The following is a 25496-nucleotide window of genomic DNA, read 5'->3' as shown; positions in this document are numbered from 1 at the left end:
GGTCAGGGGAGCGGCTCTCCCGCACGCGGCGGATGCCGCACGACGGCGAGCGCCCCCGCCTGGTCGAGCGTGCCCGGGAAGTTCGCCGACGCGAACTCACCGGCCGGGTCGTACGGGCTCGACGGCCTGACGATCGGGCACTCGGCGAGGGCCTCGAGCAGGACCTTCTTCGCGTCGTCGGCCAGGACTTCCTCGGTCCCGCGAAGGAGCATCACCGTCGCTCGGCGATGCGGGTTGTGCCGGTGCCCGAAGCGGATCGACAGGGCCTGACTCCCGTCCCGCGTCGGGTAGACGACGTTCGCCGTGTCGACCTCGTCGAACGGCACGACGGTTCGCCCCACCCGGAGACGCCTGCCAGCGAGGTCGATGGCCACCCGTCTGTCGGCGGCTCGAAGGATCGCGACGAGTCCCACTCCGAAGCCGCCCATGAGCAGGGCGGAGATCACCAGCGCCCACCCGATCGGAATCGGCCTCCAGGCATCCGGATCGAACCCCGCGCGAGGGTCGAAGACGATCAGCGGGCTGGCGAGCACGAGGAAGACCACGATGAGCCTGCCCTGCCGGGCGAGCAGGGACCGCCACGCGGAACGGTCGAACTCGAACCAGGGGGCGTCGACGCGCGAAGAGCTCATCGGTCGGACGATACGCCGAGTCGGAGCCGCTAGAGTGGAGGTCGTTCCACACCGACGTCCTTTAAGTTCCGTCCCGAGAGGCGGGGAAGGGGGTCCGATTGAGCACCAGAGAAGTGCTGAGTCAGGCTGACATCACGCGTGCTCTGACACGCATCGCCCACGAGATCCTCGAGGGCAATCGCGGGGCAGACGATCTCGTCGTCCTGGGCATCCCCACTCGCGGCGTCCATCTCGCCGATCGTCTGGGTCGCGCACTCGAGTCGATCAGTGGCGAACCCGTTCCCGTCGGCTCCGTCGACGTGACGCTCTACCGCGACGACCTCCGGCGGCAACCCACCAGGTCGCCCCGCCCCACGTCGCTTCCGGCCGGTGGCATCGACGGCAAGACCGTCGTCCTGGTCGACGACGTGCTCTACTCCGGCCGCACCATCCGCGCCGCGCTCGACGCCCTGAGCGCTCTCGGTCGCCCGCGCGTCGTGCGCTTGGCCGTCCTGGTCGACCGCGGCCACCGCGAGCTGCCGATCCGCGCCGACTACGTCGGCAAGAACCTCCCGACCTCTCTCGCCGAGCGGATCTTCGTCCGGCTGGTCGAGACCGACGACGACGACTCCGTCGCCATCGAGGAGGCGTCTCGTGAAGCACCTCCTGAGCACCGCCGATCTCTCTCGCGTCGACGCCCTCCAGATCCTCGACATCGCCGAAGACATGGCCGACGTCTCGACCCGCGAGGTCAAGAAGCTGCCGACGCTCCGGGGGATCACCGTCGTCAACCTCTTCTTCGAGGACTCGACCCGCACGCGCATCTCGTTCGAGGCCGCCGCGAAGCGGTTGAGCGCCGACGTGATCAACTTCTCGGCCAAGGGGTCGAGCGTCTCGAAGGGCGAGTCGCTCAAAGACACGGCGCAGACGCTGGCCGCGATGGGGGCCGACGGCATCGTGATCCGGCACCCCGCCTCAGGCGCCCCCGGGTCCTGGCCGAGAGCGGCTGGGTCGACGCCGGGGTGGTCAACGCCGGCGACGGCACCCACGAGCACCCCACGCAGGCTCTGCTCGACGCGTTCACGATGCGGCGCCGCCTGCACGGGCTCGCGAGCCGAGGGCAGGATCTCGACGGCGTCCGAGTCCTGATCGTCGGCGACATCCTGCACTCCCGCGTCGCCCGGTCGAACGCCTGGCTGCTGAAGACGCTCGGCGCCGAGGTCGCCTTCGTGGCTCCGCCGACGCTCATCCCCAACGGCGTCGCCGCGTTCGGAGTCGACGTCCACTACGACCTCGACGAGGCTCTCGCCGCGGTGAGACCCGACGTCGTGATGATGCTGCGCATCCAGCAGGAGCGCATGAACGCGGCGTTCTTCCCGAACGGCCGCGAGTACGCGAGATCCTGGGGTCTCAGCGCGGAGCGCTTCCGCGGGCTCGGCGAGAAGACGCTGGTGATGCACCCCGGTCCGATGAACCGCGGCCTCGAGATCAGCGACGAAGCCGCCGACTCGCCTCAGTCGACCGTCCTCGAACAGGTGACGAACGGCGTGGCCGTCCGCATGGCCGTCCTGTACCTGACCCTCGCCGCCGCAAACCAAGGAGCGCTATGACCGACTACCTCATCAAGGGCGCGACCCTCAGCGACGACCGCACCACCGACATCCTGATCGGCGGGGGAGTCGTGAAGGCCCTGGGCAGCAATCTCTCGGAGGTCGCGGCGACCGAGATCGACGCCTCCGGCCTGCTCGCGCTCCCCGGGCTGGTCGACCTGCACACGCATCTTCGCGAGCCGGGCTTCGAGGGCAGCGAAACCGTGCTCACCGGTTCGCGCGCCGCGGCCAAGGGCGGGTTCACCGCCGTCAACGCCATGGCGAACTCGTCGCCGGTCGCCGACACCGCGGGGGTCGTCGAGCAGGTCCAGGCCCTCGGCGACCGGGCCGGCTACGTCACGGTCCGCCCGATCGGGGCCGTCTCGCAAGGGCTCGCAGGGACCCACCTCTCGGAGATCGGCGCCATGGCCACCTCACGCGCCCGCGTGCGGGTCTTCTCGGACGACGGCTCGTGCGTCGCCGACCCGCTGCTCATGCGGCGCGCCCTCGAGTACATCAAAGGCTTCGGCGGCGTTCTGGCGCAGCACGCCCAGGAGCCACGGCTGACCATCGGAGCCCAGATGAACGAGGGCGAGCTGAGCGCGACCCTCGGGCTCGCAGGATGGCCCGCGGTCGCCGAAGAGGCGATCATCGCCCGGGACGTCCTCCTGGCGCACCACGTCGGCGCGCGACTGCACGTGTGCCACGTCTCGACCGCCGGCAGCGTCGAAGTGATCCGCTGGGCCAAGTCGCGCGGCTTCGACGTGACGGCCGAGGTCACTCCGCACCACCTGCTGCTCACCGAAGACCTCGTGTCGACCTACGACGCCCGGTACAAGGTCAACCCGCCCCTGCGGCGCAGCGAAGACGTCGAGGCACTCCGCGCGGCCCTGGCCGACGGCACGATCGACATCGTCGCCACCGACCACGCGCCGCACACGGCCGAAGCCAAATCGTGCGAGTGGGACAACGCCGCCAACGGCATGGTCGGTCTCGAGTCGGCGCTGAGCGTCGTCCAGAAGACCATGGTCGACACCGGGCTCCTCGGCTGGCAGGACGTCGAGCGGGTCCTCTCGCTGAAGCCCGCGGCGATCGGCCGGGTCGAGGGGCAGGGTCAGGTGATCGGCGTGGGATCGCCGGCCGAGATCACGCTCTACGATCGAAGTGTGACCAGGAGTTTCGACGTCGGCGACCTCGCCGGCAAGAGTATCAACTCGCCCTATCTCGAGCGCGAGCTGCCGGGGCGCGTCGAGGCGACGTTCCACGGCGGCTACGCGACGGTCCTCGGCGGCCGGCTGGTCGACGAGAGCCTCGTCGCCGAGCACGCCCTGGCGGTGGCTTCTCGGTGAGCATCCCTCTGATCCTCGCCGGATTCCTCGTCGTGGCCGTGGCCCTGTTCTTCGTCATGCGCGCCGGATGGCGCAGCCGCGGCCGACGACAGGCCGGCATCGCCCTTCCCACGACGGCTCCGGCCGATCTCGGTGAGGCCCTCGCCGAACGCGACCTGTTCTACGTCTCGACGACGAAGGCCGACGACCGCCTCGATCGAATCGTCGTCGGAGGCCTCGGCTTCCGTGCCCGAGCCACCGTCAGCGTGCACCCGGAGGGCGTCGTCCTCGACATCGCCGGCCTGAAGCCGATCCTGATCGACCGCGAGCACCTCCGAGAGGTCGGTCGCGCCACCTGGACCATCGACCGAGCCGTCGAGCAAGACGGACTGGTCCAGCTCGGCTGGCGGCTCGGCGACCTCGACGTCGACACCTACCTCCGCGACAGCGACGATCCTCGCGCCCTCGTCGCCGCGATCCGCGACATGATCACCCCCACAGGAGAGAAGACCCCGTGACAGACGCACCCCCGTGAACAGAGCCGTCCTGGTTCTCGAAGACGGAAGCCGTTTCGTCGGTCGCCCGTACGGCGCAACCGGCCGCACCCTCGGCGAGGCCGTCTTCGCAACCGGGATGACCGGCTACCAGGAGACCCTCACCGACCCGTCCTACGCCGGCCAGATCGTCGTCATGACGGCGCCGCACATCGGCAACACCGGCGTCAACGACGAAGACCCCGAGTCGAGCCGCATCTGGGTCGCCGGCTACGTCGTCCGCGACGCCAGCCGCATCGTGTCCAACTTCCGCGCGCAGGGCAGCCTCGACGACCAACTGACCCGCGACGGCGTCGTCGGCATCCGTGGCGTCGACACCCGTGCCATCACCCGGCGTCTCCGCGACACCGGCTCCATGCGCGCCGGCATCTTCTCCGGCGCCGCCGCGCTGCTCCCCGACGACGAGCTGCTCGACGCCGTCAAGGCCGGCCCCGACATGCGCGGCCGCAACCTCTCCAGCGAGGTCTCGACCCTCGAGCGCTACGACCTCCCGGCCGAGGGGAGCGGATCGGATCCGTCGTCGTCCTCGATCTCGGCGTGAAGACGTCGACCCTGCGCTACCTGGCCCAGCGGGGCTTCGACGTCATCGTCGTGCCGCAGTCGATCTCGGCGGACGAGCTGCGCGCGATCGGAGCCGACGCCCTCTTCTACTCGAACGGGCCCGGCGATCCTGCGGCGTCCGACGCCCAGGTCGAACTGCTCCAGGGCGCCCTGCGCGAAGGCACGCCGTTCTTCGGCATCTGCTTCGGCAACCAGCTCCTCGGGCGGGCGCTCGGCTTCGGCACCTACAAGCTGCCGTTCGGCCACCGCGGCATCAACCAGCCGGTGTGGGACAAAACCACCGGCACCGTCGAGATCACGAGCCAGAACCACGGCTTCGCGGTCGACGCGCCCGTCGACGGCGTGCTCGACTCCCCGGCCGGCTTCGGACGCGTCGAAGTGAGCCACTTCTCCCTGAACGACAACGTCGTGGAGGGGCTCCGCGCCCTCGACATCCCGGCCTTCTCGGTGCAGTACCACCCCGAGGCGGCCGCCGGACCACACGACAGCAAACACCTCTTCGACCGGTTCAGAGAACTCGTCATCAGCCGCAACGGAGCCTCCGCGTAATGCCCAAGCGTCAAGACATCAACTCCGTCCTCGTCATCGGCTCCGGGCCGATCGTCATCGGCCAGGCGGCCGAGTTCGACTACTCCGGCACGCAGGCCTGCCGAGTCCTCCGCGAAGAGGGTGCGCGTGATCCTGGTGAACCCGAACCCGGCCACGATCATGACCGACCCCGACTTCGCCGACGCGACCTACATCGAGCCGATCACCTCCGAGGTGCTCGAGTCGATCATCGTCAAAGAGCGACCCGACGCCGTCCTGCCGACGCTCGGCGGTCAGACCGCTCTCAACGCGGCGATCGCGCTCGACGAGGCCGGCATCCTCGCGAAGCACGGCGTCGAGCTGATCGGCGCGAAGGTCGAGGCCATCCAGCGCGGCGAAGACCGCCAGATGTTCAAAGAGCTGGTGATCGAGTCGGGCGCCGACGTCGCCCGGTCGCACATCGCCCACCACCTCGACGAAGCGCTGGCATTCGCCGACGACCTCGGCTACCCGCTCGTCGTCCGCCCCTCGTTCACCATGGGCGGCCTCGGCTCCGGCTTCGCGCACACGCCAGAAGAGCTCCTGCGCATGGTCGGCGACGGCCTGCACTCCAGCCCGACCAGCGAGGTCCTGCTCGAAGAGAGCATCACCGGCTGGAAAGAGTACGAGCTCGAGCTGATGCGCGACACGGCCGACAACACCGTCGTCATCTGCTCCATCGAGAACTTCGATCCGGTCGGGGTCCACACGGGCGACTCGATCACCGTGGCGCCGGCTTTGACCCTCACCGACCGCGAGTACCAGAAGCTCCGCGACATCGGCATCGACATCATCCGCCGCGTCGGCGTCGACACGGGCGGCTGCAACATCCAGTTCGCGATCGACCCGGCAGACGGCAGGATCATCGTCATCGAGATGAACCCGCGCGTCTCCCGATCCAGCGCGCTCGCCTCCAAGGCGACCGGCTTCCCGATCGCGAAGATCGCCGCGAAGCTGGCCATCGGCTATCGCCTCGACGAGATCAAGAACGACATCACGAAGGTGACGCCGGCGTCGTTCGAGCCGACCCTCGACTACGTCGTCGTGAAGGTTCCGCGCTTCGCGTTCGAGAAGTTCCCGGCGGCCGACACCACCCTCACCACCACGATGAAGAGCGTCGGCGAGGCGATGGCCATCGGCCGCAACTTCACGCAGGCCCTGCAGAAGTCGCTCCGGTCGCTCGAGAAGCGCGGCTCGAGCTTCCACTGGGAAGGACGGCCCGGCGACGTCGACGAGCTGCTCGCCCTGTCGGCGATCCCGACGGACGGCAGGATCGTGACGGTGCAGCAGGCGCTTCGCGCCGGCGCCACGGCCGAGCAGGTGTTCGAGGCCACCAAGATCGACCCCTGGTACATCGACCAGATCGTTCTGATCAACGAGGTCGCCGACACCGTCAAGAACGCCGACGAGCTCTCCTTCGAGATCATGCAGGAGGCGAAGGACCACGGGTTCAGCGACGCCCAGATCGCTCAGCTCCGCGGTCGGCTCGAGCACGACATCCGCGACCACCGCCATTACCTCGGCCTCCGTCCGGTCTACAAGACCGTCGACACCTGCGCGGGCGAGTTCCCGGCGCAGACGCCGTACCACTACTCGTCGTACGACTTCGAGACCGAGGTGGCACCCTCGGATCGCCGGAAGGTGATCATCCTGGGCTCCGGTCCGAACCGCATCGGGCAGGGCGTCGAGTTCGACTACTCCTGCGTCCACGCGTCGTTCGCCCTCTCCGACGCGGGCTTCGAGACGATCATGATCAACTGCAATCCCGAGACGGTCTCGACCGACTACGACACCAGCGATCGCCTCTACTTCGAGCCGCTGACCCTCGAGGACGTCCTCGAGGTGGTCCACGCCGAGAGCGCCTCGGGCGAGCTCGTCGGCGTCGTCGTGCAGCTCGGCGGCCAGACCGCCCTGGGCCTGGCCAAGGGGCTCGAGGCGGCAGGCGTGCCGATCCTCGGCACCACCCCCGACGCCATCGACTCGGCCGAGGAGCGCGGTCTCTTCTCGAAGATCCTCGAGCAGGGCGGCCTCCTCGCCCCGCGGAACGGCACCGGAACCGACTACGCGTCGGCCGTCGCGGTCGCCGAAGAGATCGGCTACCCGGTGCTGGTCCGCCCGTCGTACGTGCTGGGCGGCCGGGGCATGGAGATCGTCTACTCGTCCGAGCTCCTCGCCGACTACTTCGACCGGGTCCGCGACCAGGCCATCATCGGCCCTGGCCAGCCCCTGCTGGTCGACAGGTTCCTGGACGACGCCGTCGAGATCGACGTCGACGCCCTGTACGACGGCACCGAGCTCTACGTCGGCGGCATCATGGAGCACATCGAAGAGGCCGGAATCCACTCCGGCGACTCCAGCTGCACGCTGCCGCCGGTCAGCCTCGGCAAGGGCGAGATCGACCGGGTCCGCGAGGCGACACTCGCCATCGCCGAGGGCATCGGCGTGCGCGGTCTGCTCAACGTGCAGTTCGCCATCGCCGCCGGGGTCCTCTACGTCCTCGAGGCCAACCCGCGCGCCAGCCGCACAGTACCCTTCGTGTCGAAGGCGCTCGGCATCCCGCTCGCCAAGGCCGCCTCGCGCATCATGGTCGGCGCGACCGTGCGCGACCTCGTCGCCGAGGGCCTCCTACCCGAGCTCGACGGCTCCGACGTCCCGCTCGACTCTCCGATCTCCGTCAAGGAGGCCGTCCTGCCCTTCAAGCGCTTCCGCACCAAGGAGGGCCAGGTCGTCGACAGCGTGCTCAGCCCCGAGATGCGCTCGACCGGCGAGGTGATGGGCATCGACCGCGACTTCCCGCGGGCCTTCGCCAAGAGTCAGACCGCGGCGTACGGCGGGCTTCCTCTCGGGCGTGGTCTTCGTGAGCGTCGCCGACCGCGACAAGCGCGCTATCGTCCTGCCGGTCCTGCGCCTCCAGCAACTCGGCTTCGAGATCATCGCGACCTCGGGAACCGCGACGGTGCTGATCCGCAACGGCATCACGACCAGGATCGTCGGCAAGTTCTCCGAGGGCGGCGAATCCGTCGTCGACCTGATCAACCGCGACGAGGTCGACATCGTGATCAACACTCCGTCCGGGTCGTCGGGTCGTGCCGACGGGTACGAGATCCGTGCCGCGACCGTCGCCGCCGACAAGGCGCTGTTCACCACGATGGCGCAGCTCGCCGCGGCCGTGGCGTCGATCGAGGTCATCCACACCGGCTACGACGTGACGAGCCTACAAGACTATGCGCTCGAGCGAGAAGCGAAGCGGTGACCGCAGCGTTCGGAACCCGTCTGGAAGCCGCGTTCTCGCGGTACGGCCAGCTGTGCGTCGGTATCGACCCGCACCCCTACCTGCTGGGGGAGTGGGGCCTGCCCGCGACGGCCGCCGGCGCCCGCGACTTCGGGCTGCGCGTCGTCGAGGCGGCGACGGGTCATGCACCGATCGTCAAGCCGCAGGTCGCCTTCTACGAGCGCTACGGCTCCGCCGGTTTCGCGGCGCTCGAGGACGTCCTGGCGGCGGCTCGCGAGACCGACCTCCTCGTTCTCGGTGACGCCAAGCGCGGCGACATCGGCACGACGATGGACAGCTACGGCGACGCCTGGTTCTCCGACGACTCGCCGCTGCGGGTCGACGCCGCCACGGCCGTCGCCTACCAGGGGCTCGGGGCCGACGCGGGTTTCATCGCGACCGCCCGGGCCGCCGGTCGAGGCGTGTTCGTGCTCGCTGCGACGTCGAACCGCGAGGCGCGCCTCACCCAGACCGCGATTCTCCAGACCGGATCGACCGTGGCCGCGGGTATCGTCGAAGGCGTGCTCGCCGACAATTCCCCTTCCGACCAGGGGATGGGCTCCGTCGGCCTCGTCCTGGGGGCGACGGTCGACCTGGCCGACCACGGCATCGACGTCGGAACCCTCCGGTCGACGCCGATCCTGGCACCCGGTTTCGGCGCTCAGGGAGCGCAGTTCTCCGACATCCGGCGGCTGTTCGGCGCCGCCTCCGGCAGCGTCCTCGTGTCGGCCTCGCGATCGATCCTGTCGGCCGGACCGTCCGGCGTCGCCGAGTCGATCCGCCGGGCCTCGGGCGAGGTGACCGCATGCCTCGCATGACACCGCCCCCGTCGACCGAGCGGCCGCGGCCAAGGCCGCCGTCGCCGCGCGCCGCGCACGCGCCGAGGTCAAGCGCGATGTGGCCGAGCGAAAGCGCACCGCCCTCGACGTGGCCGAGACCGGCTGGGTCGCCGAGGCGACCGAGGCGGCCGCCCCGGAGGCCACGCTGCGGGTACGCGAGCTCCTCACGAGCATCCCGGGCATCGGCCCGACCCGCGTCACCCGCATCATGGAGACACTCGGCATCGCCGAGTCCAAACGGGTCGGCGGCCTCGGCGTCCGGCAGCGCGTCGTCCTCGGCGACTGGCTGTCGCAGCGCGAGGCCAAGGGGCGTCTGAAGTCGCGCCTCGTCGTGCTGGCCGGCCCGACCGCAGTCGGGAAGGGCACGGTCTCGAGCTACATCCGCGAGAACTACCCCGACGTCCACCTCTCGATCTCCGCCACCACGCGCAAGCCGCGCCCGGGCGAGATCGACGGGGTCCACTACTACTTCGTCGACGACGACGAGTTCGACAAGATGATCCGGGAGCACGACCTGCTCGAGTGGGCCGTCGTCCACAACTCGTATCGCTACGGAACCCCCGGCCGCCCATCGACGCCGCGCTCGACAAGGGGCGCTCCGTCCTGCTCGAGATCGATCTCCAGGGCGCCAGGCAGGTCCGCGCAGTCATGCCGGAGGCCGTGCTCGTCTTCCTGCTTCCCCCACCTGGGAAGAACTCGTGCGCCGGCTCATCGGCCGCGGCACCGAAGACAAGACCGAGCAGCAGCGTCGGCTCGAGACCGCGAAGGTCGAACTCGCCGCCCAGGACGAGTTCGACGTCAAGGTCGTCAACAACGACGTCAGCGAAGCGGCCCAAGAGGTCGTAGACTTGATGACAATGCCCGCTTCGCAGCCTGCTGCGCGGCGGCAACGACTTTAGGAGGCACTATGGCCGACAGAACCAAGGGCATCATCGACCCGCCCATCGACGATCTTCTCTCGAAGGTCGAATCCAAGTACGCGCTCGTGATCTTCGCGTCCAAGCGGGCCCGCCAGATCAACGACTACTACGCCGACCTCCACGAGGGTTCGCTGTTCGACAACGTCGGCCCCCTGGTCGACTCGACGATCGACGACAAGCCCCTCTCGGTCGCCATGCACGAGATCAACGAAGACAAGCTGACGGCCAAGCCTCTCGAGGTCGTCCCCGAGTAGGTCCCCGACCGCTTCTTCAGCGCTCGACCACGTCACGACGTGGTCGAGCGCTGTTTTCGTGTGCGACCGTGTTTCCACGTCCGGCGTTTCCGTCGCCGGCGTTTCCGTGGCCGGCATTCCCGCGTCCGGCGGTGTTCTCCCGGTCAGGCGGGCAGGACCGGCCAGGGCCGAGGCGCAGGATCGTCCGTGGCGAGTCGACCGGCGATCCAATCGTCTTCGAGACCGGCGCGCCCCACGGCTCCGAGCCGTGCGATCCCCTCGAACCGGAATCCCAGGCGCTGCGCGACGCGCGCCGAGGCGAAGTTGCCAGAGAAGGCGCGCCACTCGACGCGCACGAGCCCCAGCCCGTTCGGCTGCGGAGCGAATGCGAAGTCGATCGCCGCCCTCGACGCCTCGAGCACGAGGCCGACACCGCGGTGCTCCGGCGCGAGCCAGAAGCCGATGCTCCCGCGTCGGCCCGCGTGCACGTCCAGAGCGACCACGCCCGCGAACACCCCGTCGCGCTCGAGCGCCCAGGTCACGACCGTGCCGCTCTCCCATCCCCGCCGCGCGTGGTCGTGCACGAACGACGCGGCGGCTTCCCGCGTGTACGGCACGGGCACCGGCACGCGCCGCTGCAGCTCGAGGTCCTGGCAGGCGAGATAGACGGCATCGACGTCGCCATCGATCGGCGGCCGGAGCAGCAGCCGGTCGGTCGCGAGGTTCACGGTCTCCACAGGTCGACGCTAGCGGGCGGCTGTCCCCGTATTACGGCAGTCCGGGGAGTGTCGGTGGTCCGGCGCTAGAGTGATGAGGCCGCTTTTCGCACCAGTCAGCGGCGCCCCACTGCATGACTCTCTCCCCTAGGAACTCTGTGACTTCTTCCAGCGGCCTCCGCCTCTTCACGTCCGAATCCGTGACCGAGGGGCACCCCGACAAGATCTGCGACCAGATCTCCGACCGCATCCTCGACGCCCTCCTGACCGTCGACCCGCACAGCCGCGTCGCGGTCGAGACCCTGGTCACCACGGGCCTCGTCCACGTCGCCGGAGAAGTCACCACCACCGGCTACGTCGACATCCCCACCATCGTCCGCGACCTCATCACCGGCATCGGCTACAACGACTCCTCGGTGAGCTTCGACGGCCGCACCTGCGGTGTCGAGGTGTCCATCGGCTCGCAGTCTCCCGATATCGCCCAGGGCGTCGACGTGGCGCTCGAGGCGCGCACCGGTCAGAGCGCCGACGACGTCCTCGACCGCCAGGGCGCCGGCGACCAGGGCATCATGTTCGGCTTCGCCACCACAGAGACTCCTCAGCTCATGCCGCTCCCGGTGTGGTTAGCGCACCGCCTCGCCGAGCGCCTCACCGCCGTGCGCAAAGAGGGCGTGCTCTCGTACCTGCGGCCTGACGGCAAGACCCAGGTCACGGTCGGCTACGACGGGTACACCCCGAAGACCGTCGACACCGTCGTCCTGTCCACGCAGCACTCGCCGAGCGTGTCGATGGAACAGCTCGAGCGCGAGGTCGTCGAACACATCATCACGCCTGTGCTCCGCGAAGAGGCGGCGGGGCTCGACCTCGACTTCTCCGAGACGAAGTTCATCATCAACCCCACCGGCCGCTTCGAGATCGGCGGGCCGCAGGGCGACGCGGGGCTCACCGGCCGGAAGATCATCGTCGACACCTACGGCGGTGCCTCGCGCCATGGCGGCGGCGCCTTCTCGGGCAAGGACCCCTCGAAGGTCGACCGCTCGGCCGCCTACGCCATGCGCTGGGTCGCCAAGAACGCCGTCGCCGCCGGTTTCGCCGAGCGCCTCGAGCTTCAGATCGCCTACGCGATCGGCCGCTCCGCCCCCGTCGGGCTGTACGTCGAGACCTTCGGCACCGGCCACGTCGCCGACGAGGTCATCATCGATGCGGTCACGGCCGTCTTCGACCTCCGCCCGGCCGCCATCATCCGCGACCTCGACCTCCTGCGCCCGATCTACGGTCAGACCTCGACCTACGGTCACTTCGGCCGCGACCTCCCCGACTTCACCTGGGAGAAGCTCGACCGGGTCGACGCTCTCCGCGCGGCTGCCGGGCTGTAGCAGCCCCATGCCCCTTGCCGTCGCGAGGGTGTTGGTCGACACACCTCTGCCGCAGCTCGACCGGCTGTTCGACTACGCCGTGCCCGAGCGGCTGCGCGGGCTCGTCGGTCCGGGCATGCGCGTCAAGGTTCCGCTGCGCTCCGCCGGCCGGATGACCGACGGCTTCGTGATCGAGGTCGTCGACGCGAGCGAGCACGAAGGCTCCCTCAGCGAGATCGAAGACCTCCTCTCGACCGTCCCTGTGCTCGCCCCCGAGGTCTGGCGACTGGCCAGGGCTCTGGCCGACCGCGCCGGGGGTTCGGCGAGCGACGTGCTCCGTCTGGCCGTCCCCACGCGCCAGGTCCGGGTCGAGAAGGCGTGGCTGGCGGCGCGAGAAGCCGATTCCGACGGCGAGGCCACGGCCCACGGGGACGCACCGTCACCGCGACACGCGGCGGTCGGTCCGGTCGCGGGTTACCGCTCGCACGATCTCGCCGGCGCCGTCCGCGCCCGGGCGCGCCTCGCCCTCGATGCGCTGCCGCTCGTCGTCGAGCTGCCCGATTCCCCCGACGCCGCTGCCGAGGCCGAGAGGCGCTGGGTCGGCCAGTGGGCCGTCACCCTCGCCGAACTCGCCGCCGTCGCCCTGGCCGACGGCACCAACGCGATCCTGGCCGTCCCCGACTACCGCGATCAGGAGCAGCTCGTGGCCGCGCTCGAAGCTGTCGTCGACGCACGCCAGATCCTGCGGCTCGACTCGAGGCAGTCGAACCCCGACCGCTACCGCGCACTGCTGCGGGCGCGGGGAGACGAGCCGCTCGTCCTCGTCGGCAACCGATCGGTCCTTCTCGCGCCCTCGACCAGGCTCGGTCTGATCGCGGTCTGGGACGACGGCGATCCCCTCTTCTCCGAACCTCTCAGCCCGTACGTGCACGCCCGCGACACCGCACTGCTCCGCTACGAGCAGCAGAAGCCGGCACTGGTCTTCGCGGGCCACGCCCGCAGCACCGACGTGCAGCGCCTCGTCGAGATCGGCTGGCTGACCGAGGTCTCGCCCGACCCTCGCTATCAGCCGCGGGTCATCCCGACGACTCAGCAGGGGTCGCGCGAGGGCTTCGCGGCGAACGCGCGCATCCCGTCGAGCGCCTGGACCGAGGCGAAGGCCGCCGTCGAGTTCGGGCCCGTGCTGGTCCAGGTCGCGCATCCGGGCTACGCGCCGAGGCTCGCCTGCACCGAGTGCGGCGACACGGCGCGCTGTCTGCGCTGCTCCGGGCCGCTGCAGAAGAAGAACGCGGCCGCGACGCCCGCCTGCGCCTGGTGCGGAGCGTTGGCCGTCGGCTGGCACTGCACCACCTGCGAGAACACGATGATGCGGACCGTCGGCACCGGCGCGGGCCGCACGGCCGACGAGCTGGGCCGGGCCTTCCCGGGCGTGAAGGTGGTCGTGTCCGACGGGTCGCGCCCGATCCTGCACGTCGACGGCGAGTCGGCGATCGTCGTGGCCACGCGCGGTGCCGAGCCGATAGCACCGGGCGGGTACCGCGCCGTCCTGCTGCTCGACGGCGAGCGCATGCTCGCCCGCGAGAGCCTCCGCGTCGCCGAAGACTGCCTTCGGTGGTGGGCGAACGCCACCGCTCTCGCCGCGCACCGTGCTCCCGTGTTCCTGGTCGGCGTGGGTGGCGCCCTCGCCTCGGCGTTGGCCACCTGGAATCTCGCCCGCTTCGCCGGGGCCGAGCTCGCCGACCGCCGCCACCTGCGCTTCCCGCCGGCGATCCGTGTGGCCACTGTCACGGGTAAGACCGACACCGTCGTGAAGGCGCTCGACGACCTTCCCGACGAGATCCGATCAGAGACCTTGGGGCCGGTCGACACCGACGACGGCACGGTGCGCGCCATCGTCCGCTTCGACTACGCCGCCGGCCACGACGTGGCGGCCACGCTGCGGGGCCGCGTCATCCGCGCCGCAACCGACCGTCGGCGCATCCCGGGCGATCCTCGCGGTTCGAATCAGCGACGCGCCGTCCCTACACTCAAGGTGCGGTTCGACGACGTCGAACCGTTCGCCGACTGATCCGAAAGCCCCCGCCTGTGCGTCTCGTCTTCGCCGGCAGCCCCGCTGCCGCTGTCCCGTCCCTCCGTGCCCTCGCCGCGAGCGAGCACGAGATCGTCAGCGTGCTCACACGCGACGACACGCCGCAGGGCCGCAAGCGCGTGCTGACTCCGACCCCGGTCGCGGTCGCCGCCGACGAGCTGGGCCTCCCCGTGATCAAGACGCGCAGGATCGACGACCGGGTCACCCGGGTCATCGCCGAGAGCGGCGCCGATCTCGGAGTCATCGTCGCGTACGGAGCCCTCCTGCGCGAGCCTCTCCTCTCCTCGCCGCGCCTCGGATGGATCAACCTCCACTTCTCCCTGCTCCCGCGCTGGCGCGGCGCAGCGCCCGTTCAGAGCGCGCTCATCGCCGGTGACCAGGAGACGGGCGCCGCGGTCTTCCAGCTCGTGCCCGAGCTCGACGCCGGCGACGTCTTCGGGCAGATCACCAAGCCGCTGCAGGGCGACGAGACCTCGGGCTTCCTGCTCGGCGAGCTCGCGATCTCGGGGGCCCTGCTGCTGTCGCGCGTCGTCGACCAGCTCGCCGCGGGCGAAGCGACGGCCCGCCCGCAGGACGGCGACGTCACCCTGGCCCCGAAGCTCACGCTCGACGACGGCCTTCTCGACTTCAGCGGGCCGGCTCCCGCGGCGTACAACCGCTACCGCGGCGTCACCCCCGAGCCCGGCGCGTTCACCAGCGTCGCCGGCGCCCGTCTCAAGCTCCTCGAGCTGCGGCGCCCCGACACGGGGTCCGATGCTCTGCCGGCCGGGCGCATCGTGCTCGACGGCAAGCGCGTGCTGATCGGCACGGCGACGACTCCGCTCGAGGTCGTGACGGTGCAGCCGGCCGGCAAGACGCCCATGGCAGCCGGCGACTGGCTGCGGGGGATCCCCGACCGAGAGGGGCTGACCGTGGACGTCGCCGGGGCCGCGTCGTGAGCGGCGTCCAGCCGGCGCGGCGCGTCGCCCTCGACGTCCTCCGGGCCGTCGAGCACGACGACGCCTACGCCAACCTGCTGCTCCCACAGCGCATCGTCCGCGCGCGTCTCAGCCCGCAAGACGCCGGCCTCGCCACCGAGCTCACCTACGGCACCCTCCGCCTGTCCGGTTACTACGACCGCGTCATCGCCCTGGCCGCCCGGCGTCCGGTCACCCAGATCGACCCAGCCCTGCTAGACGTCCTCCGCCTCGCCAGTCACCAGCTCCTCGCCACACGGGTCGCCGCGCACGCCGCCGTCGACGAGTCGGTCTCGCAGGCGCGCGAGGTCGGCAGCCGCTCCGGCACCGGGTTCGTGAACGGCGTCCTCCGCACCATCTCGCGCTCGACGCCCGACGAGTGGCGCGCCCGGGTCCTCGACGGCACGACCAGCGCCGACGATCGTCTCGCCGCCGAGTACTCCCACCCGGAGTGGGTGATCCGCGCCTTCCGCGGTGCCCTCGCCGTGGAGGGCCGTGCCGACGAGCTCGACGCACTGCTGGCCGCCGACAACGAGCCACCGAGGGTGAGCCTCGTGGCGCTGCCCGGGTTGGCCGACCCCTCCGACCTCCCCTCGGCCGATCCTGGTCGCTTCTCGCCCGTCGCGATCACCGCCCCGAGCGGTGACCCCGCTTCGCTGCCTCTGGTCGCTGAGTCTAAGGTTCGAGTTCAAGATGAAGGTTCGCAGCTGGCTGCTCTGGCGCTGTCGCGAGTCGCGCCGATCCGGGCGGGGGAGCGCTGGCTCGACATGTGCGCCGGACCGGGCGGAAAGGCTGCGCTGCTCGCCGCCGAGGCGGCTGCGGGCGGCGCGACGCTGGTGGCCAACGAGCTCGTGCCCGCGCGCGTCGGTCTCGTGCAGAAGGCGCTGACGGCCGTGGCCGACGGCGTGACCGTGCGCCAGGGCGACGCCACGCTGATCGGCGCGTCCGAGCCCGAAGCGTACGACCGCATCCTCCTCGACGCCCCCTGCACCGGCCTCGGCGCACTGCGTCGCCGACCGGAGGCACGCTGGCGCAAGCAGCCCCGCGACGTGGCGCAGCTCACCGGCCTGCAGGCGACCCTGTTCGCAGCGGCCCTCGAAGCCCTCGCCCCCGGCGGGACCCTGGCCTACGTGACCTGCTCACCGCACACCGCCGAGACCCGCGCCATCGTCGAGTCGGGCCTCAAGCGCTGGGCGCGCGACGGCGGGGCCGACATCGACGTCCTCGACGCTCCCTCCACGCTCGAAGCCATCTCGACGGCGCCCCTCGACCTCGGGCCGGGCCCGTTCGCGCAGCTCTGGCCGCATCGGCACGGCACCGACGCGATGTTCATCTCGCTCCTCCGCAAGCGCCCCTGACGATCCGGTCACGCAGCGCCGATCCAGGCGCGCACGCGGATCGACGGTGAACCCGAGGATCGTCAGCGCTTCCGGCGACCCCGCTAGGCTTGCACGGTGCCCGTTCGCATCAGCCCCAGCATCCTCTCGGCCGACTTCGTCAACCTCGAGCGCGACCTCCACCGTATCGACACGGCCGACCTCGTACACGTCGACGTGATGGACAACCACTTCGTCCCCAACCTGACCCTGGGCCTCCCGATCGTGCAGCGCATCCAAGAGGTCAGCCCGCTGCCGCTCGACGTCCACCTGATGATCGACGACCCCGACCGCTGGGCTCCCCTCTACGCCGAGACGGGAGCGTTCTCTGTGACGTTCTCCGGTGAGGCGGCGGGCGACCCGACGACCCTCGCGCGCGCGATCAGGGGCGCAGGATCCCGTGCTGCCGTGGCCGTCAAACCCGACACGGCGATCGAACCCTGGCTCGACCTGCTCGACGAGATCGACATGATCCTGGTGATGACCGTCGAACCGGGCTTCGGCGGTCAGTCCTTCATCGAAGACACCATGCCGAAACTGCGCGCCGCTCGCGAGGCCATCGACGCCTCCGGCCGCGACGTCTGGCTCGAGGTCGACGGCGGTATCACCCTCGAGACCATCGTCACCGCCGTCGAGAACGGCGCAGACACGATCGTCGCGGGCTCCTCCGTGTACGGCAAGGGCGGCACCCCGAACCCGTCGACCGGATCGCGGCACTTCGGGCCGCTGCGAGCCGGGTAGCCTAGTCACCGTGAAATCCTTCGACGACCTGTTCGTAGAGCTCTCGGCCAAGGCCGCGTCGCGCCCCGAGGGCTCCGGCACGGTGAAGGAGCTCGACGCCGGCGTCCACCAGATCGGCAAGAAGATCGTCGAGGAGGCCGCCGAGGTCTGGATGGCCGCCGAGTACGAGGGCGACGTCGCCACCGCCGAAGAGATCTCCCAGCTGCTCTACCACCTGCAGGTCATGATGATCGCCAAGGGTCTGACCCCGGCTGACATCTACCGACATCTGTGACTCTGAAACCCTCCGTTTCCCGTCAGAGCGAGACCCAACAGAATCGGTAACCCCTCATGCTCCGCGTCGCAGTGCCCAACAAGGGCTCCCTCAGCGAGACCGCCGGCCAGATGCTCCTCGAGGCCGGCTACACCGGCCGTCGCGACCCCAAGTCGCTCTACCTCGCCGACGAGCGCAACGACGTCGAGTTCTTCTACCTCCGCCCGCGCGATATCGCCACGTACGTCGGCTCCGGCGCCCTCGACGTCGGCATCACGGGTCGTGACCTCCTGCTCGACTCGGGCTCCAGCGCCGTCGAGGTCGCCCCGCTCGACTTCGGTTCGTCGACCTTCCGCTTCGCCGGCCCAGCCGGAAAGTACGCCGACCTCCGTGACCTCGAGGGCGTGCGCGTGGCCACCAGCTACGCCGGTCTGGTCGGGGCATTCCTCGAAGAGCACGGTGTCCACGCCGATCTCGTGTCGCTCGACGGCGCCGTCGAGAGCGCGGTGCAACTCGGCGTCGCCGACGCCATCGCCGACGTGGTCGAGACCGGCACCACGCTGAGGGCGGCCGGGCTCGAGATCTTCGGCCCCGTGATCCTGCGCTCCACGGCTGTGCTCATCTCGTCGAACGGCGAACCGGCCGGGCTCGACGTGCTGCAGCGCCGCCTGCAGGGGTGCTCGTCGCCCGCCAGTACGTGCTGATGGACTACGACCTGCCCGTCAGGCTCCTCGACGAGGCGACCAGGATCGCGCCGGGTTTCGAATCGCCCACCGTCTCGCCGCTGCACGACCCCGAGTGGGCCGCCATCCGGGTCATGGTGTCGCGTCACGACACGAACCAGATCATGGACAGCCTGTACGAGCTCGGCGCGCGGGCGATCATCGTCACGCCCATCCACGCCGCGCGGCTCTGAGACATGAGCAAAGCACTTGATGCAGCAGAGGGAGCGGGTGCGCGGGCACACGACTCCCACCTCGCCGTCCGCGTCATCCCGTGCCTGGACGTCGCCGCCGGCCGCGTCGTCAAGGGCGTCAACTTCTTGAATCTCCGCGACGCCGGCGACCCGGTCGAGCTGGCCCGCACCTATTACGAGCAGGGCGCCGACGAGGTCACGTTCCTCGACGTCACCGCCACGGTCGAAGGCCGCGCGACGATGTACGACGTCGTCCGCGCTACGGCCGAGCAGGTGTTCATCCCGCTGACGGTCGGCGGCGGCGTCCGTTCGACCGACGACGTCGCCCGGCTCCAAGCCGCGGGTGCCGACAAGATCGGCGTCAATTCGGCGGCCATCGCGCGACCCGAGCTCCTCGGCGAGATCGCCGATCGCTTCGGCGCGCAGGCCCTGGTGCTCAGCCTCGACGTCAAGCGTTCTGCCGCGACCCCGTCCGGCTTCGTGGTCACCACTCACGGCGGCCGCACCGAGACCGACCTCGACGCCGTCGCCTGGGCGCGCGAGGCCATCGAGCGCGGCGCAGGAGAGCTGCTCGTCAACTCGATCGACGCCGACGGCACGAAGCAGGGTTTCGACCTCGAGCTCGTGGCGCTCATGCGCGAGAACAGCAGCGTCCCGGTGATCGCCTCGGGCGGTGCGGGAGCCGTCGATCACTTCGCTCCGGCCATCGCGGCGGGCGCGGATGCTGTGCTCGCAGCATCGGTGTTCCACAATGGAGAGCTGACCATCGGCGACGTCAAACGGGCTCTCGCCGAATCCGGCGCCACGGTCCGCTGACCAGGAGGACTCCCATGACCGAGCAGCTCACCCGCGACAACGTCGAGTCGGTCGTCGAGCGCGCGGCGTTCGACGCGAAAGGACTCCTTCCCGCGATCATCCAGGAGGAGTCGACCAAAGACGTCCTGATGATGGGATGGATGGACGCCGAGGCGCTCCGCCGCACCCTCACCGAGGGCCGCGTCACGTTCTGGTCGCGGTCGCGGCACGAGTACTGGCGCAAGGGCGACACCTCCGGCCACCGCCAGTACGTTCGAGGCGCTGCCTTCGACTGCGATGCCGACACCCTCCTCGTCACCGTCGAGCAGATCGGCGCGGCCTGCCACACCGGCGCCCACGCCTGCTTCGACGTCGACCCGCTGCTGCCCGCGATCGGGTCGTCCCATGACTGACACGGCCACGAAGGCCTCCGCGACGTCGGGCGAGCCCTCGACGACCACGCGCGCCGAGTTCGACGCCCTCCTCGACGGCCACCGCGTCGTTCCCGTGATCCGCAGTCTGTACGCCGACGGCGAGACGCCGGTCGGCATCTACCGGAAGCTGGCCGACGGTCGCCCCGGCACCTTCCTGCTCGAGTCCGCCGAGCAGGGCGGCATCTGGTCGCGCTACTCGTTCGTCGGCGTCTCCTCCTTCGGAGTGCTCACGACGACGGGCGCAGGATCCTCCCGCGAGACCGCCTGGATCGACTACGGCATCGGTGCCGAGCGCGCGTTCGGCGACGCGCAGGGCGCTCCGCTCGACGTCCTCTCCGCTCTCCACACCCGCTGGAAGACCCCGACCATCCCGGGCTATCCGCCGCTCACCGGCGGCCTCGTCGGCTTCATCGGCTGGGACGCCGTCCGAGAGCTCGAGCACCTTCCTGCCGCGCCTGCGGTCGAGTTCGACGTGCCGGGTCAGGCCCTCAGCTTCGTGTCCGAGCTCGTGGTCCTCGACCACCGCAACGGCTCCGCGCTTCTCGTGGCGACGGCGCTGAACGACGGCACCGACGAGGCCGACGCCCTGTGGGAGCGCGCGCAGGCTCAACTCGACGCGCTGCAGTCGCGTCTCGCGCAGCCGAGCGAGGCCTTCCTCGCCGAGGTCGACCTCTCGCTCGAGCCCGCGCCGGTGCGCCGCACGACCGATCAGGAGTATGCCGACGCGATCCTGCGCTCCAAGCAACACATCCACGACGGCGACGTCTTCCAGGTCGTCATCTCGCAGCGCTTCGACCACGAGCTGACGGCTCCGGCCATCGACGTCTACCGGGTTCTGCGCACGCTCAACCCGAGCCCGTACATGTACCTGGTGAGCCTCGAAGACACCGCGGGCTCGCCCTACCAGATCGTGGGCTCCAGCCCCGAGGCGCTGGTCAAGGTCGACGGCACCCGCGTCTACTCCCATCCGATCGCAGGATCGAAGCCGCGAGGCGCCACGCCCGAAGAAGACCTCGCCCTCGCCACCAGCCTCGAGCACGACGCCAAGGAGCGCGCCGAGCACCTGATGCTCGTCGACCTCGCGCGAAACGACCTCCTCAAGGTCTGTCTCCCGGGCAGCGTCGAGGTGACCGAGTTCATGCACGTCGAGCGCTTCAGCCACATCATGCACCTCGTCTCGAGCGTCGAAGGCGACCTCGCGCCCGGCAAGAACGCCATCGACGCGTTCCGCGCCACCTTCCCCGCCGGCACGCTGTCCGGCGCGCCCAAACCACGGGCCCTCGAGATCATCGACGCTCTCGAGCCCGCCAACCGCGGTGTCTACGGGGGAGTGGTGGGGTACTTCGACTTCGCAGGCTCGGCCGATGTCGCCATCGCGATCCGCACCGTCCTGCTTCAACCGGGCATCGCCCGGGTGCAGGCCGGTGCCGGCCTCGTCGCCGACTCCGACCCCGCTGCCGAAAACCTGGAGGCCCGCAACAAGGCCGCCGCCCCGCTTCGAGCCGTCGCGGTTGCCAACGCGATGAGAGAGCTGCACTGATGTCACCTCGAGCGATCAAGCTCCTCTCGATCCTGGGTGGTCTCGCCCTCGCCGGAATCGGCCTGCTCACGTACACGCAGACCTGGATCCAGATTCACGCGTCGTCGCCCCAGGGCGGAACCGTCTCCGTTGCCGCAGCGGGCAGCCAGGCTGCCCCGGCCCTCTCGGCTCTGTCGTTCGCGGGCCTGGCGCTGTTCGGGGCGATCACGATCGCCGGGCCGGTGTTCCGCGTGATCCTGGGGGCCCTGGCGTTCGTCCTCGGCGGCTCCATCGTCCTCTCGGCGGTGCTCGCGGTCTCCGACCCGATCGGCTCCTCGGCCACCGCCATCACGAAGGTGACCGGCGTCGACGGCAAGGAGTCGGTCAAAGGCATCGTGCTGACCCACTCGCTCACCGCGTGGCCCTGGGTCTCGCTCGTCGCCGGAGTCGCCCTGGCCGTGCTCGGCGTCTTCGTCATCGTCACGTCGAAGCGTTGGCCGGCGTCGACCCGGCGGTACCAGGCCATCCGAGTCGTCGATCCGAACGCGCCGGCCGACCCCGTGGCCACCTGGGACACCCTCACCACCGGCATCGACCCGACCGAGGTCGATCCCGAGCCCACGCGGGCGACCGAGCGCGGCGGCGCGAGCCCCGACGACGTTCCCACCGAGGCGGATCAGGGCCTGTCCCGCGCGGCCGAGGCCCGAGAGCCTGACGACAACCGATAGAGTGGGGCGCGAATCCCCAAGCATTTCAAGGAGCACCGTGAGCACCGACACCACGAGCAAGGCGATCGCCGACACGCAACACGAGGAGCACGACGCCGAGGGCAACTCGATCGCCGCGTGGACCGCTGTGATCATCATGCTCGTCGCATTCGCCGTGGGCACCGCCGCGTTCTGCTTCGACCTGCCCGTCGTGGTCTGGATCGCCGCGGGGTTCGAGGTCATCGGCCTCATCGTCGGCCAGATCCTCAAGCGCATGGGCTATGGCGTGGGCGGTCACCGCTACGTGCCGAAGGCGCATAGCTAAGTGCTCGACGACCTCTACGCGGGTGCGTTGGCCGATGCTTCGGCTCGCCAAGCCCTGCGTCCTCTCAGCGACGTCGAACGCGACGCCCTGGCCCGCACGCCCGCGCTCGACGCGCGTGCCGCACTCCAGCCGGCGGATCGCGTCAAGATCATCGCCGAGGTCAAGCGGGCGAGCCCCTCGCGCGGTCCGCTGTCCGACATCGCCGATCCGGCTTCTCTCGCTCTCTCCTACGAGACCGGTGGGGCGAGCGCCATCAGCGTCCTGACCGAAGGCCGAAAGTTCAAGGGCAGCCTCGCCGACCTCGAAGCCGTTCGCGAGGTCGTCACCGTGCCGGTCCTGCGCAAAGACTTCATCGCGACTCCGTACCAGGTGTTCGAGGCGCGGGCCGCGGGCGCCGACCTCGCCCTCCTGATCGTCGCAGGGCTCGACCAGAAGACGCTCGTCGACCTGCACGAGCTGGTGCTCGAGCTCGGCATGACGGCTCTCGTCGAGACCCACTCGGCCGACGAGGTCGTGCGCGGCCTCGACGCCGGAGCAACGGTCCTCGGCGTCAACGCCCGAAATCTCAGCACGTTCGAGCTCGACCAAGACCTGTTCGGAACACTCGCCGACAGCATTCCCTCCGGCGTCGTCCGCGTCGCCGAGTCGGCCGTCAAGGCCCCCGCCGACGTCGCGCACTACCGGCGCGCCGGGGCCGACGTGGTCCTGGTGGGCGAGGCCCTCGTGGTCCACGGCGACCCGGTCGACGCACTCAACACCTTCCTGGAGGTCTGATGACCACTCTGCGCGACGCAGTCGGTCCGTACTTCGGCGAGTTCGGCGGACGTTTCGTCCCCGAGTCCCTCGTCGCCGCCCTCGACGAACTCGACGAGGCGTACCGTGCCGCGGCCGTCGACCCCGAGTTCCAGGCCGAGCTGGCGGCGCTCCACAAGACCTACACCGGCCGTCCCTCGATCATCACCGAGGTGCCCCGCTTCGCCGAGCACGCGGGTGGCGCGCGCATCATCCTCAAGCGCGAAGACCTCAATCACACCGGCTCGCACAAGATCAACAACGTGCTCGGCCAGGCTCTCCTCGCCCGGAAGCTCGGCAAGACCCGCCTGATCGCCGAGACGGGCGCCGGCCAGCACGGCGTCGCCACCGCGACCGCGGCGGCGCTGTTCGGCATGGAGTGCGTCGTGTACATGGGCGAGGTCGACACCGAGCGCCAGGCCCTCAACGTCGCGCGGATGAGGCTCCTCGGCGCCGAAGTGATCCCGGTCGCCACGGGCTCGCGCACGCTCAAAGACGCCATCAACGACGCTCTCCGCGACTGGGTGTCCAGCGTCGAGACCACCCACTACGTGCTCGGCACGGTCGCCGGCCCGCACCCCTTCCCGACCATGGTGCGCGACTTCCACAAGATCATCGGCGAAGAGGCCAGGCAGCAGGTCCTCGACCTCACCGGCGCCCTGCCCGACATCGTGACGGCGTGCATCGGCGGCGGCTCGAACGCCATCGGCATCTTCGACGCGTTCCTGGACGACGCCTCGGTCGAGCTGTACGGCTTCGAGGCGGGGGCGATGGCATCGAGTCCGGTCGACACGCCGCGTCCATCACCCTCGGCCGCACCGGCGTCCTGCAGGGCGCCAAGTCCTACCTCATGCAAGACGAAGACGGCCAGACCATCGAGAGCCACTCGATCTCCGCGGGGCTCGACTATCCTGCCGTCGGGCCGGAGCACGCCTGGCTCGCCAAGATCGGCAGGGTCCACTACGAGCCCGTCACCGACAAAGACGCCATGGAGGCGTTCCGGCTGCTCTGCCGCACGGAGGGCATCATCCCGGCCATCGAGTCGTCGCACGCCCTGGCCGGCGCGCTCCGCCTCGGCCGCGACCGGGGCCCAGGAACGACCATCCTCGTCTCTCTGTCGGGCCGGGGCGACAAAGACGTGGCCAGCGCCAGCCGCTACTTCGGAATCCTCGACGAGGAGGGGCAGCAGCTGTGATCGACTCCAGTACCAGTAAGGTCTCCCGCGCCATCACCGCGCGGAAAGACGCCGGATCGGGAGCGGTCATCGGCTACCTGCCGGTGGGGTTCCCGACGCTCCAGACCAGCATCGACGCTGCCGTGACTCTGGCGACCAACGGCATCGACGTCCTCGAGCTGGGTCTGCCCTACTCCGACCCGGTCATGGACGGCCCCGTCATCCAGGCCGCCACGCAGCGCGCCCTCGCCGAGGGCTTCCGTGTCCGCGAGCTATTCCCGGCCGTGCGCGAGATCGTCTCCCAGACCGACGTACCGATCGTCGTCATGACCTACTGGAACCCCGTGTCGCAGTACGGCGCACAGCGTTTCGCCGACGACCTCTCGGCCGCGGGCGGGGCAGGGCTGATCACGCCCGACCTCATCCCCGACGAGGCGGCCGAATGGATCGCCGCCGCCGACCGCGCCGACCTCGACCGAGTCTTCCTGGCCGCCCCGTCGTCCAGCGACGCCCGGCTGCGGCAAGCCGTCGAGGCGAGCCGCGGCTTCGTCTACACCGTCTCGACCATGGGAATCACCGGTGCGCGCAGCGACGTCGACGCGGCAGCGGCCACGCTCGTCGCCCGCCTCCGCGAGGTCGGCGTCGAGAACGCCTGCGTGGGTCTGGGCATCAGCACCGCCCAGCAGGTGCGCGAGGTCCTCGCCTACGCCGACGGAGCGATCATCGGGTCCGCCTTCGTCCGAGCACTCGCCGAAGGAGGCCTCGAACACCTGGCCGCCGTCGCGAGCGACATGGCTTCGGGCAGTAGAGTCTCCTAGCGAACCGTGCCGCCGAGGCGGCCGACGCCGCGGCGGTTCGACACGAACACACCGCTT

At 70.1% G+C, this 25496-nt stretch carries 19 protein-coding genes and 7 pseudogenes; 24 read left to right on the top strand and 2 right to left on the bottom strand.

What is annotated here, in order from left to right; translation table 11 throughout:
- Positions 1–2: 2 nt before the first annotated feature.
- Positions 3–632 (bottom strand): hypothetical protein, encoded by a 630-nt coding sequence (locus QUE79_RS13940; RefSeq protein WP_286343622.1) that lies wholly within the window; start codon positions 630–632, stop codon positions 3–5.
- A gap of 113 nt (positions 633–745) precedes the next feature.
- On the opposite strand from QUE79_RS13940, the pseudogene pyrR reads away from it, so the two are divergent.
- The 9 genes and pseudogenes from pyrR to rpoZ all read left to right on the top strand — a co-directional run.
- Positions 746–1201, top strand: a pseudogene (pyrR, locus tag QUE79_RS13935) (bifunctional pyr operon transcriptional regulator/uracil phosphoribosyltransferase PyrR); the annotation flags it as partial.
- A gap of 64 nt (positions 1202–1265) precedes the next feature.
- Positions 1266–2221, top strand: a pseudogene (locus tag QUE79_RS13930) (aspartate carbamoyltransferase catalytic subunit).
- Positions 2218–3549, top strand: coding sequence for a dihydroorotase (locus tag QUE79_RS13925; RefSeq protein WP_286346726.1), 1332 nt, complete (start codon positions 2218–2220; stop codon positions 3547–3549). Before QUE79_RS13930 ends, QUE79_RS13925 begins: the two are co-directional and overlap by 4 nt.
- Complete coding sequence (locus tag QUE79_RS13920) at positions 3546–4046, top strand: PH-like domain-containing protein (RefSeq protein ID WP_286343621.1); 501 nt, start codon at positions 3546–3548, stop codon at positions 4044–4046. The genes QUE79_RS13925 and QUE79_RS13920 overlap by 4 nt, the downstream gene beginning before the upstream one ends.
- Positions 4047–4059: 13 nt before the next feature.
- Positions 4060–5192 (top strand): annotated as a pseudogene (gene carA, locus QUE79_RS13915) (glutamine-hydrolyzing carbamoyl-phosphate synthase small subunit).
- A pseudogene (gene carB, locus QUE79_RS13910) lies at positions 5192–8463 on the top strand (carbamoyl-phosphate synthase large subunit). The pseudogenes carA and carB overlap by 1 nt, the downstream one beginning before the upstream one ends.
- Positions 8460–9299, top strand: a complete 840-nt coding sequence (gene pyrF / locus QUE79_RS13905) for an orotidine-5'-phosphate decarboxylase (protein ID WP_286343620.1) — start codon at positions 8460–8462, stop codon at positions 9297–9299. The pseudogene carB and the gene pyrF overlap by 4 nt, the downstream one beginning before the upstream one ends.
- 10 nt (positions 9300–9309) lie before the next feature.
- Positions 9310–10219: pseudogene (gene gmk, locus QUE79_RS13900) on the top strand (guanylate kinase); the annotation flags it as partial.
- An 8-nt stretch (positions 10220–10227) separates the two neighbouring features.
- Complete coding sequence (gene rpoZ / locus QUE79_RS13895; RefSeq protein ID WP_286343619.1) at positions 10228–10494, top strand: DNA-directed RNA polymerase subunit omega; 267 nt, start codon at positions 10228–10230, stop codon at positions 10492–10494.
- 143 nt (positions 10495–10637) lie between these two features.
- Here rpoZ and QUE79_RS13890 read toward each other — a convergent pair whose 3' ends face one another.
- On the bottom strand, positions 10638–11210 hold the full coding sequence (locus QUE79_RS13890) for a GNAT family N-acetyltransferase (protein ID WP_286343618.1): 573 nt from the start codon (positions 11208–11210) through the stop codon (positions 10638–10640).
- A 137-nt stretch (positions 11211–11347) separates the two neighbouring features.
- On the opposite strand from QUE79_RS13890, the gene metK reads away from it, so the two are divergent.
- From metK to trpA, 15 genes and pseudogenes are all read left to right on the top strand, one after another.
- Positions 11348–12565 (top strand): methionine adenosyltransferase, encoded by a 1218-nt coding sequence (gene metK, locus QUE79_RS13885; RefSeq protein ID WP_286343617.1) that lies wholly within the window; start codon positions 11348–11350, stop codon positions 12563–12565.
- 7 nt (positions 12566–12572) lie between these two features.
- Positions 12573–14612 carry a primosomal protein N' family DNA-binding protein gene (locus tag QUE79_RS13880; RefSeq protein WP_286343616.1) on the top strand — a complete coding sequence of 680 codons (2040 nt, stop codon included), beginning with the start codon at positions 12573–12575 and terminating at the stop codon, positions 14610–14612.
- 17 nt (positions 14613–14629) lie between these two features.
- Positions 14630–15571: a methionyl-tRNA formyltransferase gene (fmt, locus tag QUE79_RS13875; protein WP_286343615.1), complete on the top strand. Its 942-nt coding sequence runs from the start codon at positions 14630–14632 to the stop codon at positions 15569–15571.
- Complete coding sequence (locus tag QUE79_RS13870; RefSeq protein ID WP_286343614.1) at positions 15568–16947, top strand: RsmB/NOP family class I SAM-dependent RNA methyltransferase; 1380 nt, start codon at positions 15568–15570, stop codon at positions 16945–16947. The genes fmt and QUE79_RS13870 overlap by 4 nt, the downstream gene beginning before the upstream one ends.
- A gap of 96 nt (positions 16948–17043) precedes the next feature.
- Entirely contained in the window at positions 17044–17706 is a 663-nt protein-coding gene (rpe, locus tag QUE79_RS13865) for a ribulose-phosphate 3-epimerase (RefSeq protein WP_286343613.1), read from the top strand.
- Between the two features lie 10 nt (positions 17707–17716).
- Positions 17717–17980 carry a phosphoribosyl-ATP diphosphatase gene (locus tag QUE79_RS13860; protein WP_286343612.1) on the top strand — a complete coding sequence of 88 codons (264 nt, stop codon included), beginning with the start codon at positions 17717–17719 and terminating at the stop codon, positions 17978–17980.
- Between the two features lie 56 nt (positions 17981–18036).
- A pseudogene (gene hisG, locus QUE79_RS13855) lies at positions 18037–18875 on the top strand (ATP phosphoribosyltransferase).
- 3 nt (positions 18876–18878) lie between these two features.
- Entirely contained in the window at positions 18879–19691 is an 813-nt protein-coding gene (hisF, locus tag QUE79_RS13850) for an imidazole glycerol phosphate synthase subunit HisF (protein WP_286343611.1), read from the top strand.
- Between the two features lie 14 nt (positions 19692–19705).
- Positions 19706–20083 (top strand): phosphoribosyl-AMP cyclohydrolase, encoded by a 378-nt coding sequence (gene hisI, locus QUE79_RS13845; RefSeq protein WP_286343610.1) that lies wholly within the window; start codon positions 19706–19708, stop codon positions 20081–20083.
- Entirely contained in the window at positions 20076–21644 is a 1569-nt protein-coding gene (locus tag QUE79_RS13840; protein ID WP_286343609.1) for an anthranilate synthase component I, read from the top strand. The genes hisI and QUE79_RS13840 overlap by 8 nt, the downstream gene beginning before the upstream one ends.
- A complete protein-coding gene (locus tag QUE79_RS13835; RefSeq protein ID WP_286343608.1) occupies positions 21644–22351 on the top strand; it encodes a Trp biosynthesis-associated membrane protein in 708 nt (235 codons plus the stop codon). The genes QUE79_RS13840 and QUE79_RS13835 overlap by 1 nt, the downstream gene beginning before the upstream one ends.
- A gap of 64 nt (positions 22352–22415) precedes the next feature.
- A complete protein-coding gene (locus tag QUE79_RS13830; protein ID WP_286346725.1) occupies positions 22416–22655 on the top strand; it encodes a DUF6704 family protein in 240 nt (79 codons plus the stop codon).
- The gene (gene trpC / locus QUE79_RS13825) at positions 22656–23429 is read left to right on the top strand and encodes an indole-3-glycerol phosphate synthase TrpC (protein ID WP_286343607.1); all 774 of its coding nucleotides are present in this window, start codon (positions 22656–22658) and stop codon (positions 23427–23429) included.
- A pseudogene (gene trpB, locus QUE79_RS13820) lies at positions 23429–24642 on the top strand (tryptophan synthase subunit beta). Before trpC ends, trpB begins: the two are co-directional and overlap by 1 nt.
- Complete coding sequence (trpA, locus tag QUE79_RS13815) at positions 24639–25439, top strand: tryptophan synthase subunit alpha (protein WP_286343606.1); 801 nt, start codon at positions 24639–24641, stop codon at positions 25437–25439. The pseudogene trpB and the gene trpA overlap by 4 nt, the downstream one beginning before the upstream one ends.
- Positions 25440–25496 lie beyond the last annotated feature (57 nt).

The sequence above is a fragment of the Frondihabitans sucicola genome (genome assembly GCF_030296615.1).
Classification (GTDB): Bacteria; Actinomycetota; Actinomycetes; order Actinomycetales; family Microbacteriaceae; genus Frondihabitans; species Frondihabitans sucicola.
The sequence above is the reverse complement of the archived record's forward strand: the minus strand, read 5'-3'. Positions and strand labels throughout refer to the sequence as shown.